General features: G+C 46.5%; 14 protein-coding genes. 10 read left to right on the top strand and 4 right to left on the bottom strand.

Annotated elements, in window-relative coordinates:
- Nucleotides 1–54: 54 nt before the first annotated feature.
- A complete protein-coding gene (locus LWP20_RS02460) occupies nucleotides 55–1116 on the top strand; it encodes a J domain-containing protein (protein ID WP_242926524.1) in 1062 nt (353 codons plus the stop codon).
- Nucleotides 1117–1169: 53 nt separating this feature from the next.
- Here LWP20_RS02460 and LWP20_RS02455 read toward each other — a convergent pair whose 3' ends face one another.
- The gene (locus LWP20_RS02455; protein WP_242926523.1) at nucleotides 1170–1628 is read right to left on the bottom strand and encodes a YybH family protein; all 459 of its coding nucleotides are present in this window, start codon (nucleotides 1626–1628) and stop codon (nucleotides 1170–1172) included.
- Between the two features lie 145 nt (nucleotides 1629–1773).
- Nucleotides 1774–2622, bottom strand: coding sequence for a class I SAM-dependent methyltransferase (locus LWP20_RS02450; RefSeq protein ID WP_242926522.1), 849 nt, complete (start codon nucleotides 2620–2622; stop codon nucleotides 1774–1776).
- 416 nt (nucleotides 2623–3038) lie between these two features.
- Here LWP20_RS02450 and mfd point away from each other — a divergent pair, with 416 nt between their 5' ends.
- From mfd to LWP20_RS02410, 8 genes are all read left to right on the top strand, one after another.
- On the top strand, nucleotides 3039–6410 hold the full coding sequence (gene mfd, locus LWP20_RS02445) for a transcription-repair coupling factor (RefSeq protein WP_242926521.1): 3372 nt from the start codon (nucleotides 3039–3041) through the stop codon (nucleotides 6408–6410).
- A gap of 402 nt (nucleotides 6411–6812) precedes the next feature.
- Entirely contained in the window at nucleotides 6813–8450 is a 1638-nt protein-coding gene (locus LWP20_RS02440) for a PAS domain-containing protein (protein WP_242926520.1), read from the top strand.
- A gap of 339 nt (nucleotides 8451–8789) precedes the next feature.
- Nucleotides 8790–9197, top strand: a complete 408-nt coding sequence (locus LWP20_RS02435) for a response regulator (protein WP_242926519.1) — start codon at nucleotides 8790–8792, stop codon at nucleotides 9195–9197.
- A gap of 170 nt (nucleotides 9198–9367) precedes the next feature.
- Nucleotides 9368–10159: a hypothetical protein gene (locus LWP20_RS02430; protein WP_242926518.1), complete on the top strand. Its 792-nt coding sequence runs from the start codon at nucleotides 9368–9370 to the stop codon at nucleotides 10157–10159.
- Nucleotides 10160–10399: 240 nt separating this feature from the next.
- Nucleotides 10400–10822: a hypothetical protein gene (locus tag LWP20_RS02425; RefSeq protein WP_242926517.1), complete on the top strand. Its 423-nt coding sequence runs from the start codon at nucleotides 10400–10402 to the stop codon at nucleotides 10820–10822.
- Nucleotides 10823–10900: 78 nt separating this feature from the next.
- The gene (locus LWP20_RS02420; protein ID WP_242926516.1) at nucleotides 10901–11485 is read left to right on the top strand and encodes a uracil-DNA glycosylase family protein; all 585 of its coding nucleotides are present in this window, start codon (nucleotides 10901–10903) and stop codon (nucleotides 11483–11485) included.
- Nucleotides 11486–11535: 50 nt separating this feature from the next.
- The gene (locus tag LWP20_RS02415) at nucleotides 11536–12684 is read left to right on the top strand and encodes a pyridoxal phosphate-dependent aminotransferase (RefSeq protein ID WP_242926515.1); all 1149 of its coding nucleotides are present in this window, start codon (nucleotides 11536–11538) and stop codon (nucleotides 12682–12684) included.
- Nucleotides 12685–12715: 31 nt separating this feature from the next.
- On the top strand, nucleotides 12716–13489 hold the full coding sequence (locus LWP20_RS02410; RefSeq protein ID WP_242926514.1) for an amidohydrolase: 774 nt from the start codon (nucleotides 12716–12718) through the stop codon (nucleotides 13487–13489).
- Between the two features lie 660 nt (nucleotides 13490–14149).
- On the opposite strand, the gene LWP20_RS02405 is transcribed toward LWP20_RS02410, so the two are convergent.
- Both LWP20_RS02405 and LWP20_RS02400 read right to left on the bottom strand, forming a co-directional pair.
- Nucleotides 14150–14536 carry a hypothetical protein gene (locus LWP20_RS02405; RefSeq protein ID WP_242926513.1) on the bottom strand — a complete coding sequence of 129 codons (387 nt, stop codon included), beginning with the start codon at nucleotides 14534–14536 and terminating at the stop codon, nucleotides 14150–14152.
- Nucleotides 14536–16770 carry a T9SS type A sorting domain-containing protein gene (locus tag LWP20_RS02400; protein WP_242926512.1) on the bottom strand — a complete coding sequence of 745 codons (2235 nt, stop codon included), beginning with the start codon at nucleotides 16768–16770 and terminating at the stop codon, nucleotides 14536–14538. The genes LWP20_RS02405 and LWP20_RS02400 overlap by 1 nt, the downstream gene beginning before the upstream one ends.
- A 241-nt stretch (nucleotides 16771–17011) precedes the next feature.
- Between LWP20_RS02400 and LWP20_RS02395 the strand changes: the two genes are divergently transcribed.
- Entirely contained in the window at nucleotides 17012–18298 is a 1287-nt protein-coding gene (locus LWP20_RS02395; RefSeq protein WP_242926511.1) for a UDP-N-acetylmuramoyl-tripeptide--D-alanyl-D-alanine ligase, read from the top strand.
- Nucleotides 18299–18305 lie beyond the last annotated feature (7 nt).

The raw sequence follows: 18305 nt of genomic DNA, 5'->3' as shown, positions 1-18305 counted from the left end.
CAGTAACCCGTACTTTTGTAACACAACTCTATCACTCTTTTATACTTCCACACTATGCCTGCCTCCAACAAACCTGCTCCTAACTTAACGCCACAAATTTCTACTTCAGCAGAGCGGAAACTGAGCAAATTGCAACAGGAGTTTAACCAGAAAACTGAGCAGATAGAGCTACTTAAAAAAGAAATAACTACCCGTCGCGAAAGTATAAACCTGGCTCAGAAGCGTATCGAAAAAGAGCTGCGCCCCATTATATTGCAGCAACTAGAAAAGCGTGTAGAGTTAGCACACCTGTTAGATCAGGCTTTCCCGCTTCCTATTTTCAGCATCCGGGAGAAGTTGAAAATATCGGCCCTTATTGAGAACATTACCTTCGATCTGATCTCAAACTATGAGCGTAAGGATATGATCGAACTCCATGACCGCTATGCGGAATATACCTATGCTGAGCGCACCGCTTTTGATACCGAAGAACATGATGAAACTATAGCTGATGAGGAACCAACTATAGAAGATACGTTTGATGACCTGGATGATTTTAAGCGCATACAAGCCCAGCTAGACCGCGAGCGTGAACAACGCGAACAGGAAAAACAGAACCGCCAGAAAGGCCGCAAAACAAAAGCTCAAAGAGAAAAAGAAGCGAAAGCGAAAGCGGAATTAAGCAATATCAGCAAGGCCAGCCGCCGCGTGTATACCGAGCTAGCCAAACAACTGCACCCTGACAAAGAACAAGACGAAACCAAACGCGCCTGGAAAGAAGAAGCCATGAAACGCGTAACCCAGGCCTACCACCACGATGACTTCTTCGAGCTGCTACGCCTGCAGATGGAGTTCATGCAGGAACAAGGCCAGCCACTGGACACATTGCAAGATGAGCAACTGCAATACTATGTAAAGATACTGACTGACCAGTCGGAGGAGCTGAAAACAGAATTTTACGAGTTAGCAAACGGCCCCGACGCCGGCTTTTATACCCGATTCTGCGGCAGCCCCAAGCAAATGGACCAGAAGTTCAAATCCGCCAAAGAAGACCTGACCAGAGAACTCGAGCAGCTAAAGCAAAACGTCCGAACGCTGCAGGATGATCCGCAGATGATAAAGGTGATCCTGAAGTAGATAAAAGACCTCGCAGTGTGCGTAGCTCCTGCGAGTGTCTGATAGAAGTATGTTTAATTCGAATGGTCGTGTAGTATTTTCCAGCCTTTATCCTGAGTGTGCTCAAATACTAACGTATAGCGGCCGCTTTGCTTCGAAGAGTCTTGGGCTGTTAAAATATAACGGCCGGTAACCAGTGCATGGCTGTCACCTAAAGGTCGCATTTCCAGGCTGTCGAAGCTTAGGGTTGAGGTTGGTGTGCCCGTTTCGGTAAAAGCAGCTTTGTAGTGCGCTTTCATCTCATTCACTCCAATCGGGCCTTTGGGTAGCATAAAGGTAGCTTCACTGTCATAAACAGTTACAAACTTATCCAGGTCGCCTTTGTTCCAGTCGGCTGTAATGGCATTCAAGGTTGGTATAACCTGCGTAAAGTCTGCCTTTTCTTTTATAGCAGTTTCGGGTGTGTTACAAGCGGTAAATAAAAGGGAAGCAGCAAGTATAGCACCGCAATTGGTAGTGAGGGATTGTTTCATTTTGTTTTAGAATCCATTCAAGATATGAAGTTCTAACAGTAAATATGCTAATTTCTCAATGTATATAAAATAAGGTGATTAGTATTAATTTAATCTAGATAGGAAACATGTAAAGTATAAGTGATCTTAAACAAGGATATTAAATCTAGAAAGGTATTCGCTTTAATTTCATCGTAATCTGTAAGCAATCATAAAGTGCTTTACCTTCATTATTTGCATACGCTTTATCATGATTAAAAAATTTGCCGGCTACTTTTAACCCTAATTTTTTATTTATGAAAAATAAAGGAATTGCTAATTTGGTTTTCCCCATCATTCCTTGAACATTTTCTATTTTGAAATACTTTTTGATTTGAGCAAGACTTTCTTTTTTGAAAGGATATTCCCAATCTTTGTCACTTTGGAATGGTCTATAAAGGTATCGAATAAAATTCATCGTATTATTAGTCTGCAAAGGATCCAGACTAATAATATAACCATCTTCTTTAAGAATCGAATGACACTTTAAGAGTAAATCATCAAAATACTTAAAATGATGTAATACACTATGAGCATATATTACATCAAATTTTCCCTTATATTCCTGCTGAAATTCAGCAGACAAAAAATCCACTGCTTTAGCATAAGCATTTTTTATATTTTGATTTCTTAGCTTATTGGCTAGTATTTCAGTTGCTGGTTCACTTAAATCAATACCAAGGTAGTATTTTGCTTTTTGAGCAATCGATAAGCTCAAATGGTTGCCATCATAACACCCTAAATCTAATACAGCTTTATTCCTTAAATCTCCTAACCATTCATTATGTAAAGAATAAATATATTCGTTTACTTTTATTTCTGTTCTGAATGCCTGCTGTGACCTTCTAGCTTTTCTCCATAGTTGTGTTAAAAAGTTTCCTTTATTTACCAGATTCCCGTCTTTTATATCTTCATAATATAGTTTTTGTCTTTTATTTATTAAAAGCATTTCGTCTACATTACTTACATTTTCCATCTTTTGAATCTTTTGTTCTTACACCTTGTTTTGAGAACTTTCTAAATAATTATAGATATCTACGAAAGTTTACGTCTGCTATTGTTAACATTTACAATAAAACTGCATGAAATTACTATAAATATAACAATAAATTATATGATTTTAAATATTACGAGTTCAAAACCAAAGGGTTATAATATTGCAATCCCATCATATCATAAATTTTGATATCCATCTTTGTCAATAATAACAATTATCTATTTTTATAAAAGCTCGAAGGCTTTTATAAAAATCTTGATTTCCCCCGGAACCCTCCCCACCTCCTACTCCTAACAAAGCCATAACTTCCGTATCTTTGTAAGAAGTACTACCAGCAGAACACGGCTATACTATACGCCCTGTGTTCTGCCTTTCTTGTTTTGTAATAGAGCTGAATGAAAGTATCTGATTTTTTAGAACTGTACCGCCTCGATAGCGTGGTGCAAACTATAGCCGAGCGCCTGAAAGCTAATACAGCACATCGCCTGCAGTTAAAAGGCATGGCCGGTAGCCAGGATGCCGTGCTGGCCTCGGCGGTTTATACGTTGAATCACCAGCACCAACTTTTTGTAATGCACGACAAAGAGGAAGCTGCTTATTTCTATACCGATCTTAAAAACCTGCTCGGCGACGAGAAGGAGGTCATGCTGTTCCCTACATCGTACAAACGGCCTTATAGTTTCGACGATACCGAGAACGCTAACATACTGATGCGCGCTGAGGTGCTGAACCGTCTGAACCAGAAAACCGGCAAAGGCGAACTTATAGTTACCTACCCCGAAGCACTTACCGAGAAAGTTATAAACAAAAAGTCGCTGGTTGAGAATACGCTGGGGGCTAAGGTTGGCGAAAAGCTGGATGTGAATTTCCTGAGCGAGATGCTGGCCGAGTATGGCTTTGAGCGCACCGAGTTTGTGTACGAAGCTGGCCAGTATGCCGTGCGTGGTGGTATTGTGGATGTGTTTTCTTACGCCAACGACCTACCCTACCGTATCGAGCTTTTCGGCGACGAAATTGAAAGTATAAGAACCTTCGATCCGGATACGCAGCTGTCAGTTGAGACCAAGAAAGCGATCTCCATCATCCCGAACGTACAAACCAAATTACTCCAGGAAACCCGCGAAGCCTTCCTGAAATTTTTGCCTGCCGATACTACTATCTGGTTCAAGGATGTGCGTCAGACATTGGATGTGATCGATGAATATTTCGACAAGGCATCCCAGGCATTTGATAAACTGATGGCGGGCAGCGGCGGCACCCAGATCGTGTCAGACCCGGAGCAATTGTTCCAGACGCAGAAGCAGTTTAAGAAGCTACTCGAGAAGTATAACGTGGTGGAGATGGGCAAGCGTTTTCATTTCCGGGATGCCGAGGTGATACCTTTTCAGGCCAAGCCACAGCCATCGTTTAACAAAGATTTTAACCGGCTGGTAAAAGACCTGCACGAGCACCAGAATGATGGCTTTGTAAATATCATCGCCACCGATTCGCCGCGCCAGATAAACCGCCTGACCACTATTTTCGATGAACTGGACCACGACATCCGTTTCCAGCACCTGGCTATTTCCCTACGCGAAGGCTTTATCGATCAGACACTTAAAATAACCTGCTACACCGATCACCAGCTGTTCGACAGGTTCTACCAGCACAAGGCCAAGGAAGGGCATTCCAAGCAAAAGGCCATGACGCTGAAAGAGCTGCGTTCGCTGCAGCCCGGCGACTACATCACGCACGTTGACTACGGTATCGGACGCTTTGCCGGACTGGAGAAAGTAGAAGTAGGTGGCCGTTTACAGGAAGCTATCCGATTGGTGTACCGCGACGATGATCTACTGTATGTGAGTATCCACTCGTTACACAAAATAAGCAAGTATAGCGGCAAAGAAGGCGGTCCGCCAAGTATGAGCAAGCTGGGCTCGCCGGAGTGGGAAAACAAGAAGAAGAAAGTTAAGAGCAAAGTTAAAGACATTGCCGCCGAGCTAATCAAACTATACGCCAAGCGCAAAGCCGCTCCCGGTTATGCTTATACCAGAGATGGTTTCCTGCAAGCCGAGCTGGAATCGTCGTTTATTTACGAAGACACCCCCGACCAGGGCAAAGCTACCGAAGACGTGAAAGCCGACATGGAGCAGCCGCACCCTATGGACCGCCTGGTGTGCGGCGACGTGGGTTTTGGTAAAACAGAAATTGCTATACGTGCAGCCTTTAAAGCTGCCTGCGATGGCAAACAGGTGGCTGTGTTGGTACCAACAACGGTGCTGGCCATGCAGCATTTCAAAACCTTCAGAGATCGCCTGGCACAGTTCCCGGTTACAGTAGATTATGTAAATCGCTTTAAAACTGCCAAGGATACCAAAGAAACCCTGAAACGTGTAGCCGAGGGCAAAGTAGACATCCTCATCGGTACACACCGCATTGTTAGCAAAGACATCAAGTTCAAGGACCTGGGCCTGCTGATAATAGACGAAGAGCAGAAGTTTGGCGTGAAAACAAAGGACAAGCTAAAGGAAATGCGCGTGAACGTGGACACCCTTACCCTTACCGCCACACCAATTCCGCGAACGCTGCACTTCTCGCTGATGGGTGCCCGCGACCTTTCGGTTATTGCCACGCCGCCTCCAAACCGTCAGCCGGTGCAAACAGAACTACACGTGTTCGATGAAATCCTGATTCGTGATGCCGTAGCTGCAGAGTTGAAGCGCGGCGGCCAGGTATTTTTTGTGCACAACCGCGTGAAGGATATCGAGGAGATCGCCAACATGATCCTGAAACTGGTGCCGGATGCGAAGATCACCTATGCACATGGCCAGATGGACGGCGAACAGCTCGAAAAACGCATGATGAAATTCGTGGAAGGTGAGTACGATGTACTGGTATCCACTAACATCATCGAGTCAGGTCTGGATATCCCGAATGCCAACACCATCATCATTAACAGGGCACACATGTTCGGTTTATCTGACCTGCACCAGATGCGTGGCCGCGTGGGTCGCTCCAACAAAAAAGCATACTGCTACCTACTTACGCCGCCTGTGGCCGGTTTGCCAAGCGATGCCCGCAAACGTTTGAGCACCCTGGAAGAATTCTCTGACCTGGGTGAAGGCTTTAAGATTGCGATGCGCGACCTGGATATTCGTGGAGCTGGTAACCTGTTGGGAGGCGAGCAAAGCGGTTTTATTACAGACCTTGGTTTTGAGATGTACCACCAGATCCTGGATGATGCCGTGAAAGAGCTGAAAGAAACTGAATTCAGGGAGCTGTTTTTAGGCGATAACCTGGAAGCTTTTATAGAGCCGGTGCGCGACTGTAACATCGAAACCGATATGGAAGTGCTGATACCGGATTGGTACGTGAGCAACATTTCGGAGCGCCTTAACCTGTACAGCAAACTCGACAGCACCAAAGACCTGGATGAGTTAGAAAAACTGCGCGCAAGTATAGTGGACCGTTTTGGCCCGCTGCCGGAGCAGGTACAAAAGCTGGTCGAGATCGTGAAGCTGAGATGGCAGGCACAGCAACTAGGCTTCGAGAAGCTGACCATCAAAAAAGAAGTGATGAAAGGCTACCTGCCAAGCGAGAACAACGACAAGTATTTCCAGTCAGATACTTTTGGCAACATACTCAAGTATGTACAGCAGCATTCGCGCCGCTCACGCCTGAAAGAGGCCAAGGATAAGCTTATAGTTATAGTGGAAGATATACGAAGTATAGCCGATGCCCGGGAAGTGTTTGAAGGGTTCGGGGTAAAAGAACCGGCTTCTGCCTGACCAGAAACTGACGAAGTATAAATCTTACCAGAACACAGGGTATAAGCGCCCTGTGTTCTGGTTTTATATGTGCTTAAAAAATAACAGGCTATTTTACGCAAGCAAGTATAAACTCCCAACGATCCTTTTCCTCATCTTACAAAACTCTATCCCAACGCATAGCTGCTGCAATCCGGCAGTAGTTTGTTATAAATTCGGCCTGATAATAACTACATCTTACCAGAAACCACTTTATAGCCAAGCTGGTAACAGGCTACAATTTCAGCAGCTTGGTTATATTTATACTTCTGCTACTATCAGAAATAAAATTATCAACTGAATCAGAGTTGCACGAACAGGCTTTATTGCTTAAATTTCTACTTTATCTGCTCTAAGTATAAATCTACTACGTGAAAACACAATATGCCTGAACCTAATTTTTTATATTCTTCACCTTTCCCACACGCTGTTTTTAGGGAACTGCCCGGCTTATACCTTATCCTGGACACAGACTTTACCGTTCTGGATGCTACAGATGCGTATCTGAGAACATCGCATTCCCCCCGGCAACGAATCTTAAACCAGAATATACTTAATCTTATTCCTGATAATTCGCATTTATCAAACATAAATGCCAGACAGGAACTTAAAAGCTCGCTGGAGCATGTCCTGATTAATAAGGAAAAACATACAATACCCTTATTCCGCTTTGATATAGCGTTGTTTGAAGAAGAAGGCGGTGGCTATGAGGAGCGCTTCTGGACAACTACCAATAAACCTGTTTTTGATAACAACGGCAACATCTCCCACATAATCCTGGAAACCTGTGACATGACAAATGTTATACAGAAAGAACAGGAAAACCAGCGCACCCAGGAGCAACTTTTTATGCTTACCGGCGCCATCCATGCTGTTTCGTGGGAGTATGATATTGTGCGCGACCAGATGATGTGGGGCCCCCGGCTGGAAGAAGTTTTCGGGTATACGCCGGAAGACATGGGATCGAATGGCGACTCCTGGGACAGCAGGGTACACCCGGATGATTATGCACAGGTGCAGGAAACTATCGAACAAGCCAACTCCAATGGCAGCAAAATATGGACAGGTGAGTACCGCTTCCGGAAGGCAGATGGTACGTATGCCCATGTACTGGACCAGGGTTATATCATTTACGATAACAAAAACGAAGCTGTCCGTACTATCGGCTCTATTATAGACCTTTCTGAAAGCCGGCAGGCCGAGCAGGACCTGAAAGAAAGTGATGCCCGCTTCCTGCACCTGATAGAGGTGCTCCCGCACATGGCCTGGACGGCAGAGCCAAGCGGTAAAATTCTGCATTTCAACCAGAACTGGTACAGTTTTACAGGCATGCCGGAGGGCCAGACAGAAGGATGGATAAGTGTCATTCACCCGGAAGATTCTGCTGCTGTGCTTACTGCCTGGTACGAGGCACTTGCCAGCGGGCAGACATACGAAATAGAATACCGGATTTTAAATTATCTCGAAAACGAGTATAAGTGGTTTCTGGAGCGGGGTGTGCCTATGCACGACGAAAATGGCAACATAAAACTATGGTTTGGCACTTACACCGATATAGATGATCAGAAACAAGCCCTTGAAAAGCTACAGTTAAAAGATCAGCAGCTGCAGGAAATACTAAACTTATCACCAGCGCATCTTTGCCTGCTGCAAGGGCCGGATCACATATGCAGATTTGTGACTCCGGGCGTTTATACCATGTATGGCAACAGGCAATATTTAGGCAGGCCAGCCGCCGAAATCTGGCCTGAGCTGGGCGAAATAGGTTTTCCGCAATTGCTGGACCAGGTATACACGCAGGGCAACACGGTAAATATAGATGGTTTCAGAACACCTGTAAACAGAGATAAATCGGGAAAAGTGAAGGATGCATACTTTAATTTCCGATACCAGCCCCTGCCAGACAGTAACGGCAAACCTGAAGGTATTCTTATTTCGGCGGTAGAGGTAACCGAACTGGTACTGGCCAAACGCGAAGCAGAAGCACTTGCCAAAAAACTACAACATAATAAAAACCTATAAGCTTACGCAGCCTGAGATGGTGCACCGAGACTGGTAATCATTTAAAGCCTGCAATTGCATGTTGTTTCCACCATTATACCTTATAAACCAGAACTGTAAGTATAAAATAACGGTATAGCAATAAAGCTGAACAAACACCAGCGTAAACTGTTCCGAATATTCACACGTTTTAATGGCGATGCGAACTGATAAAGCCTGGCTTATTACTTTGAAACCGGTTATTACTAAAAGCAACGGCTTTATGAAAACTTTAAAACACCCTAACTCATACAACAACCTTCTTCCTGTATTTTAAATAGAAGAAAGCTTAGAGTATATTGCAGGATATTCCAGAAAATTATGAAGCAGCTTAATACGGTTCTTTTAATAGACGACGACGAAACAACCAATTATCTTAATAAGCGCTTGCTGACGCGGATGGAAATTGCCTCTGACATACGGGTGGTTACAAACGGCGAAGAAGCACTGGAGTATCTTGGTAAAGCCTTTGCCGGAGTTGCCGATTATCCCCGCCCTGACCTGATTTTTGTAGACATAAAAATGTCGGTGATGGATGGCTTTGAGTTTCTGGAAGAATACAGCAAACTGGATGAAAAGGAGACAAACCATGCCACTATGCTGATGCTTACTTCTTCGGCCAGTTTCTACGACCTGGAGCGACTGAAAAACTATCCTGTTGTGCGCAGGCACTATTCTAAACCACTTGCCGAGGCCGACGTGCGTGAAATTATGCAGGAATATTTCTAACATATACTTTCCTCAAAAACACAAGTATAAAGAGCACCTCCAAAGGGTGCTCTTTACACTTTTAAGCCAGCCGTAAGTATAAGCCGGCATCAACAATAGCTATCATATTCGCGTACAAAAAAATGCCGCAAGGCAGCTTTACACGAATAAAGTATGTATTAAAATATAAGATGATGGCAAACCGAGATGACAGAGATACAAGCGCTGATAACTCAGGCGAAATGAACCAGCGCCTGGGCCGTGAACTACACGAGAGAGACCAGCAACACCAGGGCCGTTACAGCGGCTATCGTGGCCAGCCTTCTACCAGAAAATGGGATGAGGGCAATTACTTCCATACAGGACCAAGCCCACGCGGCGCGCAAGACCAGCGCCCCCAGGACAGAGGATATCGCCCAGGCAGCACCCATTATACCGGCGAAGGCTCGCACCCTGGTCAGCACTATGGCAACCGCTCTGATAGCCCATACCGCAGCGAGAGCTCTTACCTGAACCATGGCAACCGTTCGCAGCAGGTGCCCCCATATCAGGGCAGTTATACAGGAAGCTCAAAACCGGGCAACTATAACGAGCCACCTGCTTACCCCGACAAAATTCATAGGGAAGGGCCGGGCACGCGCAGCCGCTACAAAGAAGATGATTACCGCTATGGCAGTGGCTCGCATAACTGGTATCAGGAAGGTCGTTTTACACCAAACCATACCTATCACGATCCCGAAGACCACAGGAGCTATTTCCAACGCATAGGCGATACCATCCGCGACACCTGGAACGACATTATGCACTCCGATGACCCTGAATACCTGCGCAGCCACCCGCATAGTGGCAATCGGTATAATCGTGAAGAAGATATGAGAAACCGCGAGCGCTATGGTGCAGACCAATACCGCAACCGTAACTTCGACCGCGGATACGAAAGAGGGCCACATTGGGCAGATGATTCCGATACAAGTCGCAGATAATTTTTTTGATCTAATATAGCGATTTCCAAACGTTAGCGCCTGCCACCCGTATATACACCCAGATTAGGTAGATTTGGTAGTAGATTAGTTTTAGTTAGTGATACAAAGCCGGTTTAGAGACCGGCTTTGTTGTTTTATACCCTCCCTGGTTTCCCCTATCATTCTGAACATCCCTTTAACCCAACCGTACAATTTAGTCCAGCCTTTACATGTCAGGATTATCACTTAAACATTACAACTATGCGTTACGAGGAAGATGATTACAGAGATTATGAACAGGATGAGCGCCAACGCTGGTATCATGACGAAAAAAACCGAAGACACCCGAGAGAAGGTTTTCGTGATTTCAGTAACCGCTGGCAGGAGCCCATCTCCCCTGTTTTACCCCACCGCGACCGCGACTTTGAACCACAACATCCGGGGCGCTTCTATAACAGGCAGGAACAGGAATGGCCACGCCACGAAAACTGGCAACAACACCAGCCACATGCCCCCTGGCAGCAACCGCACCACCAGGATTGGGAACGCAACAGGTATAACCAACAGCCCGAAGACCGATGGGCAGAACATGCCCCTGAACATTTACGCCGCCAACACAACGAACATACACGAGATACACACAGCCATCGAAACCGATACTGGCGCGACGATGACAGAGGCTAATTCCGTAAACCATAACTTCTAGGTATAAACCCGTTTGCCTTTTTATACTTTGTATCTTTGTACTTATACTTTTAACCGATGGAGGCATTAGAAAGCTTGCTGGAGCAGGTACGGGCCTGCCGCATTTGCGAATCGCACCTGGTATTAGGACCAAGGCCTGTTTTGCGGGCATCTGCCACCGCCCGCTTACTAATTGTAGGGCAGGCGCCGGGCACCAAAGTACATGCCAGCGGCACCCCCTGGGACGACCAGAGCGGCAAGCGTTTACGGCAATGGCTGGGGCTGGAACCCGAAGTATTTTATGATGAAAGCAAAGTAGCCATAGTGCCTATGGGATTCTGCTATCCGGGTAAGGGCAAAAGCGGCGACCTGCCTCCACGCCCCGAATGTGCCCGGCACTGGCACCAGCAACTGCTACCCTTGCTACCAAATATTAAACTCACCCTGTTGGTAGGCAAGTATGCCCAGGATTATTTTTTAGGTTCAGCTGCTAAAAGTAATTTAACCGAAACAGTAGTAAATTGGCGCGGGTATTTGCCCGATTATATGCCACTGCCCCACCCTTCGCCGCGCAACCAGTTCTGGCTAAAGCGCCACCCGTGGTTTGAGCAGGAAGCCATACCTGTGCTGCAAGGAATAGTAGCAGATTTACTTCATCAATAAAGTATAAATTTCGAACTTACGCTCTTTCCAGAACTCTTACGCTATATACTATGATCATCCATCCGGTTAGTAAATTACCAGACGTGGGCACCAGCATTTTTGCAGTAATGTCGGCATTGGCCACTGAACAAAAAGCTATTAACCTCTCGCAGGGCTTTCCTGATTTTAACTGCCCCGATGAGCTGGTAGAGCTGGTGGCAAAGTATATGCGCGAAGGGTTTAACCAGTATGCTCCTATGCCGGGTATGCCAAAACTGCGCGAAAAAATAAGCGAAAAAACCGAGAAGATGTATGGCTACCTACCCAACCCCGATACCGAGGTAACAGTAACATCCGGAGCCACAGAGGCCTTGTTTGCAGCCATTACAGCAGTGGTAAAGCCCGGCGATGAAGTAGTAATTCTGGAGCCTTGTTACGATAGCTACGCGCCGGCCATTCGCCTGAGCGGCGGCATCCCGGTTTACGTACCTCTAGCTTTACCCGACTTTCATGTTAACTGGGACCTGGTAAAGAAAAGTATCTCTTCGCGCACACGCCTTATCATCATTAACACACCACATAACCCAACGGGCGCTGTTATGAGCAAGCAGGATATGGAGGTATTGGCAAGTATAACCGATGGCACCGACATACTAGTTATAAGCGATGAAGTATACGAACACATGGTATTCGACGGGCAGCAACATTACAGCGCGCTTCAGATACCGTCGTTGCGCGAGCGCAGCTTTGTAATTTCATCATTCGGAAAAACATACCACACTACCGGCTGGAAAATTGGTTATGCCATTGCACCTGCAGCATTAAGCAGCGAAATGCGAAAGATGCACCAGTTCATCACTTTCTGTTCTGTTACGCCACTGCAACTGGCCATAGCCGATTATATGGATAACGAACAGCATTACCGTGAGCTTCCGGCATTTTACCAGGCCAAGCGCGACCTGTTCTGCGAGCTTATTGCCCCATCCAGATTTGAGCTTCTACCCGCCGCCGGCACTTACTTTCAGTTACTGAAGTATAGCAGCATCTCCAACGAAAATGACCTCGAATTTGCCAAGCGCCTGACGCACGAAATCGGTGTTGCTGCCGTTCCGGTATCTGCTTTCTACCACGATAAAACAGACCACAAATACCTGCGCTTCTGTTTTGCAAAAGGCGAAGATACTCTGTGCGCTGCCGCCGAAAGGTTGGTTAAACTATAAGTTGTTGACAACTATTAACTATTACTGATTCATGGACCTGAGCGTAACAATTGTACAGACAGAGCTTTACTGGCAGGATGCAACTGCAAACCGCCGGATGCTGCAGGAAAAACTTGCCGCTGCTGCACCAAAAACTGACCTGATCATACTGCCCGAAATGTTTACCACCGGCTTCAGCATGAATGCGGCAGAGCTGGCCGAAGAACCGGAAGGCGAAACATTGCGCTGGTTGCAGCAAATGGCACAGCAGCACCATGCCGTAGTTACCGGAAGTATAATTGTGAAAGAAGGCGATAATTATTACAACCGCCTGTTATGGGTGCGCCCGGATGGTCGCTATGAAAAGTATGATAAAAAACACCTGTTCCGGATGGCAAAAGAACACCATACTTATACTTCGGGTAATGAGCAACTGGTGGTAGAGTTGAAAGGCTGGAAAATTCGTCCGTTGGTTTGTTACGACCTCCGCTTCCCTGTCTGGAGCCGCAACACCAGCAACAGCTATGATTTGCTACTATATGTAGCAAACTGGCCGAAAGCCCGCAACCATGCCTGGCGCACTTTATTGCAAGCCCGTGCCATCGAGAACCTGGCTTATGTAGCGGGTGTAAACCGCGTAGGCACCGATGGCAATAACCACCCTTACTCCGGCAACTCCGCCATTATCGACCCGAAAGGTATACAGCTCCTGGAAGTAAACGAGGAGGAAGGAGTTCATACGGTTACGTTAAGTAAACAGGAACTGGAAGCGTTCAGAGAAGCTTTCCCCGCTCACCTGGATGCCGATGGCTTCGAATTTATATAAGCTTTACTTGCTATTTGGTCGACAGGAGAAATCAAGTATAGTTTCATACTTTGATTGTAAACAAGCCATCCTTTTATAGTTACCTGTTATCCTGGGAGCTCTACTTACCAATTGTTTTATAGTTTGCTTTGGCTCGCTCCAAGCCCGCGAGGACTCGTCCTTTGGCATCGCGCTGTGTTCCCTCCTGCCTCCGCTGCGCTGCGGCTGCCCTTAACGGGCACCGGATCTCACAAGGCGCTCAACCCAAGGACTGGGATCAGATTCGATAGTCAGCTGCTATGCAACAGGAACTAAGTGCCCCCTTGAGGGGACTACAGGGGTGCTATACTTACACTACAAAGCAATAGCTTTTCCAGGTGCACCAAAGACGATTCGATGTTTGAGCGTTCAGCGAGTGGGGGTAGGGGCCCTCGATAAACGAATTGTCTTGATTCTTTTGCTTACTTTTCTCATCAAGGAGAAAAGTAAGGCCTAGCCGGCGAGGCGAAAAGCTAGCTCAAAGCATAGAAGTTAAAATTGAAGCTTACCGTTTGCAAAGATCCTTCTAGCTCCCCGCCAATGACAAGGAGGGGCTGGGATAGGGTTTATACTTCTGCTACATCACATCTCTCCTACCACTAGAAATAACAGAAAGGGAAATGATAGGATAATACTTTAAACCTACCCTAAATATAACGTCACTTCCTGAATAACCTCCTCCACACTCAAAACCTGCTTAAAGTATAAATCCGGGCGGGCCTGCGCCATGCGCTGCAGGCGTGCATGCTGGCCGAGGAGCAACAATAAACGGTTGGGCTGCACCTGTAGCAGTTCTTCTAACAAAGGTATTAACTTCCCGAACCCGGTTTCTGATTCTGTTGCATTAAAGCAAATAACAGCTCGCCCCGATTCATGCAACAACCGTTTGGCAAAATGCAGCATCAACTCATCTGACTGGATATCCAGGTCAAGTATAGCCACTTCCGGAAATTGGTGTTTTACCTGTTGTATTACCGGGTTGCTATAAGATGTGCCGGCGCTCAGGTCTAAGTATAATAAAGAATGCATTACTGAACTATAAATTTAGCGGAGGCCTGCTTTTCGGTACGTGAAGTGGCACGCACTACATACATTCCTGCTTTAAAAAGAGACAGCGGTAGCCGATGCGTTAGATTATACTTATTTTCTGTACTGTAGATTCTGCGCCCTATCGCATCAAACACCTCCAGCGAAACAGCATCCGAAGCTTTTATAAGTATGGTTTCATGAGTGGTTTTTATGCCGGGGTTAGGGTATAGCTGTAAGGTGAGTTTACCCAGCGGTTCGGTTGGGTAGGCATTATTGCCTGCGGTTTGCTCCAGCAAGTATAAACCGCCGCCTTGTGTGCCAACTGCCAGGTACATTTTGCCGTCGCCGCCCAAAGGTGCAGCTGCTATACTTAAACCCTTTCCAAAACGTGTAGCTTGAACTGTTGAAGTAAGATCGTTTTCGAGCAGTTCTTTATCAGCCGTGAAATTGCTGTTCAGGTCTTGGGTAAAGTTGCGGTAAATGTGTAAAGATCCGCTATCGTCGGTTGTCAGCAGATCTGGTTTGGAATCGCCATCAACATCGGCTATAGTTGGGTAAAGATTGCGCCGGTCTGTACTGCCTGCAATTCCGCCTAGTGCTGTTTTCTCGGCTGCATAAGTTGGGTTGGAGGCTGTGCCTGTGTTACGGTATAGCACCAGTTCTCCGGTAGTTTTGCCCAGCAGGTAATCCATATCGCCATCACCGTCAACATCTACAAACGCCGGCGCGTAACCATTTGTAAGTATAGTATTGGATTTGAGATCTGCTAAATTATACCTGGCTGGTTGGTTTTTAGCGGCCTTGTTTAAAATGTAATAACTGGCGTTCGTATAGGTTTTCGATCCGTTTAATTTCTCTTTGTAAGTAAGTATCAGATCCGGGGCGCCATCATTGTTTATATCGGCAAAGGCAGGAATTATACTTAGCAACTGCCGCCCGGCAAGGTTCAGGTAATCATCTGTGATCAGTTTGAAAGCAGGATTTGTGGCGGTGCCTGTATTTTCGAAATAACTGATGGAGGAAGTATAAACGCCGTTCCGGAACGAAGCCAGGTTGCCAACCAACAGATCATAATCACCATCTGCATCCATGTCTGTAAAAGCCGGGAAAGCACCTTCGCCTAAATCCAGCAGCTGGCCCTGCAGAAAATCATTTTGCACATACTCGAAATCAGGTTTGCTGGCGGTGCCTTTGTTGCGGTACAGCCACACCGACCTTTGCATTTCAACTTCGCCATCGTGGTGGGCGCTGTTGGGTGCTACCACCATATCCGGCACACCATCAAAGGTTACGTCTTCGTAGTACGCAGCCGGAAAAAGATTAAATTTTGCAGGTGTGGTATTTGCCGGAAAAGCCTTTTCAAAACCAGCCATCAGGGCCGATGTGCTGCTTCCTTTATTTTCCATTTTTATAAGGTTGTTGCACTCCACGTTGCCCATCAGAAGGTCTTTATCGCCGTCGTCATCAAGGTCTATGGTAAGCAGGGCAGTGCCACTGTGGCCCGTATGCAGCGGGGCGGCTATGCGGCAATAGGCCCCGAAAAGGTAGCTGTCGCAACCTTCGCACTCCGTAATTTTGCCCCACCAATCTGTATCCTGCACAAAGGAGAGCGTGTTACAGCCAAGGCCCTGCTCTATGCGCATATTGCGGTAATACTCCATGGTTACACCCCTGGAAAATTCTGTTATCAGGATGTCGAGGTCGCCATCGTTATCCATATCGGTAATGGCCGGAATATCGGCGGATCCCATTTGCATGTTCACACGGTTGGCGTTGTAGTATAAAGCATCCTCGGCAAGTATAAACTTTGGTTCGCCTTGGGCCGCCTCCTGCCTGTACACCCTGATACCCAGCGGGCTACTTGTAAAAATATCTTTCAGCCCATCGCAGTTGTAATCGCGCAGCAGCACCCAGGCTTCCAGGTTTTCCGGAAAGTATACTTCATACTCGGGCTTATAAGTATACTTCCAGCTGCCCGCAACCTGCACGGCCAGGTAAGTAAAAACTTTGCGTTGCGTGCGGTCAAAAATAAACAGATCCTCGCGTCCATCCTTGTTTAAATCAATAGCAGAAAACTGGGGCGTGTTAAGCCCACCGCTCCAAGGCATTGCCAGGGTACCCGCAGGAGTAATTACAGGCACATCATGCCGGAGTTTAAACTGCGGCAAACTTTGCCCCGAAGTATAAAGGCTAAGGCTGAAGTATAAAATGAGCAGCAGGTACAGGTTTTTCATAGTTTGGTTAATATGGCGAAGGCACTTACGGTTAATGCCCATACTACTGCCTGCGAGAACAATATATAAAGCGCAAACCTTTGCTTATACTTAAATTTTGGCAAAGCAATTGGTTTGCTACTGCTTACCCGATTACCGCTTTTGCTGTTTTGGATGTATATTGCCGTGCCGGAAGCGGCGTTACAATAAATGCGCTTTGCTCCCGGTTATAGCATCTGATCAAGATAAAATTACGCAATCCATGCCACACAGCATCGAGTTTCTATACCAAAAATTTCTGGAGTGCAGCCACGTAAGCACCGACTCCCGCGCTATCCAGACCCAAAGTATGTTTTTTGCCCTGAACGGGCCTAATTTTAAAGGGGCCAAGTTTGCCGCCATGGCCCTGGAAAAAGGCGCCCGCTACGCTGTAGTAGACGATCCTGCTTTGGCCACTGATAACGTATTTGTGGTAGAAGACACGCTGCAAACGCTCCAGGACCTGGCCCGCCACCACCGCAAACAATTAAGCATTCCGGTAATTGGTATTACGGGTAGTAACGGTAAAACCACAACCAAAGAGCTTATTCATGCTGTGCTCAGCCAGAAGTTTAACACGCTTTATACACAGGGCAACCTGAACAACCACATTGGTGTGCCGCTAACCTTGCTGCGTATAAAGCCCGAGCACGAAATGGCGATCATCGAGATGGGCGCCAACCATATCGGCGAAATTGCTTTGCTGTGCAGCATAGCCTTGCCAAGCCACGGCGTAATTACCAACATCGGGAAAGCGCACTTAGAAGGCTTTGGTAGCTTAGAGGGCGTAGCCAGAGGTAAAAGCGAATTGTATGTACACTTGTTTAATACAGGTGGAACTGTGTTCATCAACACCCGCAACGAACACCTGATGCGCATGAGCCGCCTCATCGAAAATAAAGTAACTTACCCTGCACCTTCCGACTTTTACCATAGTGAATTGTTAGAAGCATCGCCTTATGTAGTTTATCGCGACGAAGCCGATAACGAAGTGCATACGCAACTGGTGGGTAGCTATAACTATGAGAACATGGCCGCCGCCGCTTGTATAGGCAAATACTTTGGCGTGCCACTAGAGAAAGCAAATGCCGCTATTGCCAACTATAGCCCGGTAAACAACCGCTCGCAGGTACTACAAAAAGGCTCTAACACCATTATTCTGGATGCTTATAACGCCAACCCTACCTCTATGGCAGCTGCTATCCGCAACTTTGGTGGCATGAACGCAGCACATAAAGTAGCTATACTGGGTGATATGTTTGAAATGGGTGCTGAAAGCGAAGTGGAGCATAGCGCCCTGGGCCGGATTGTAGCCGAGCAGCAGTTTAGCACTGTACTTTTGTGCGGAAAAGACATGAAGCATGCAGCAGCAGCAAACAACAACTTTTTATACTTCGAAACCAAACCTGAGCTGGAAAAATGGCTCCAGGAAAATCCGGTTTCAGAAAGCTATGTACTGATAAAAGGCTCACGCGGCATGGGACTGGAGACGCTTGTGGAAAAACTATAGGGTCATA

The organism is Pontibacter vulgaris, assembly GCF_022758145.1.
Classification (GTDB): domain Bacteria; phylum Bacteroidota; class Bacteroidia; order Cytophagales; family Hymenobacteraceae; genus Pontibacter; species Pontibacter vulgaris.
The sequence above is the reverse complement of the archived record's forward strand: the minus strand, read 5'-3'. Positions and strand labels throughout refer to the sequence as shown.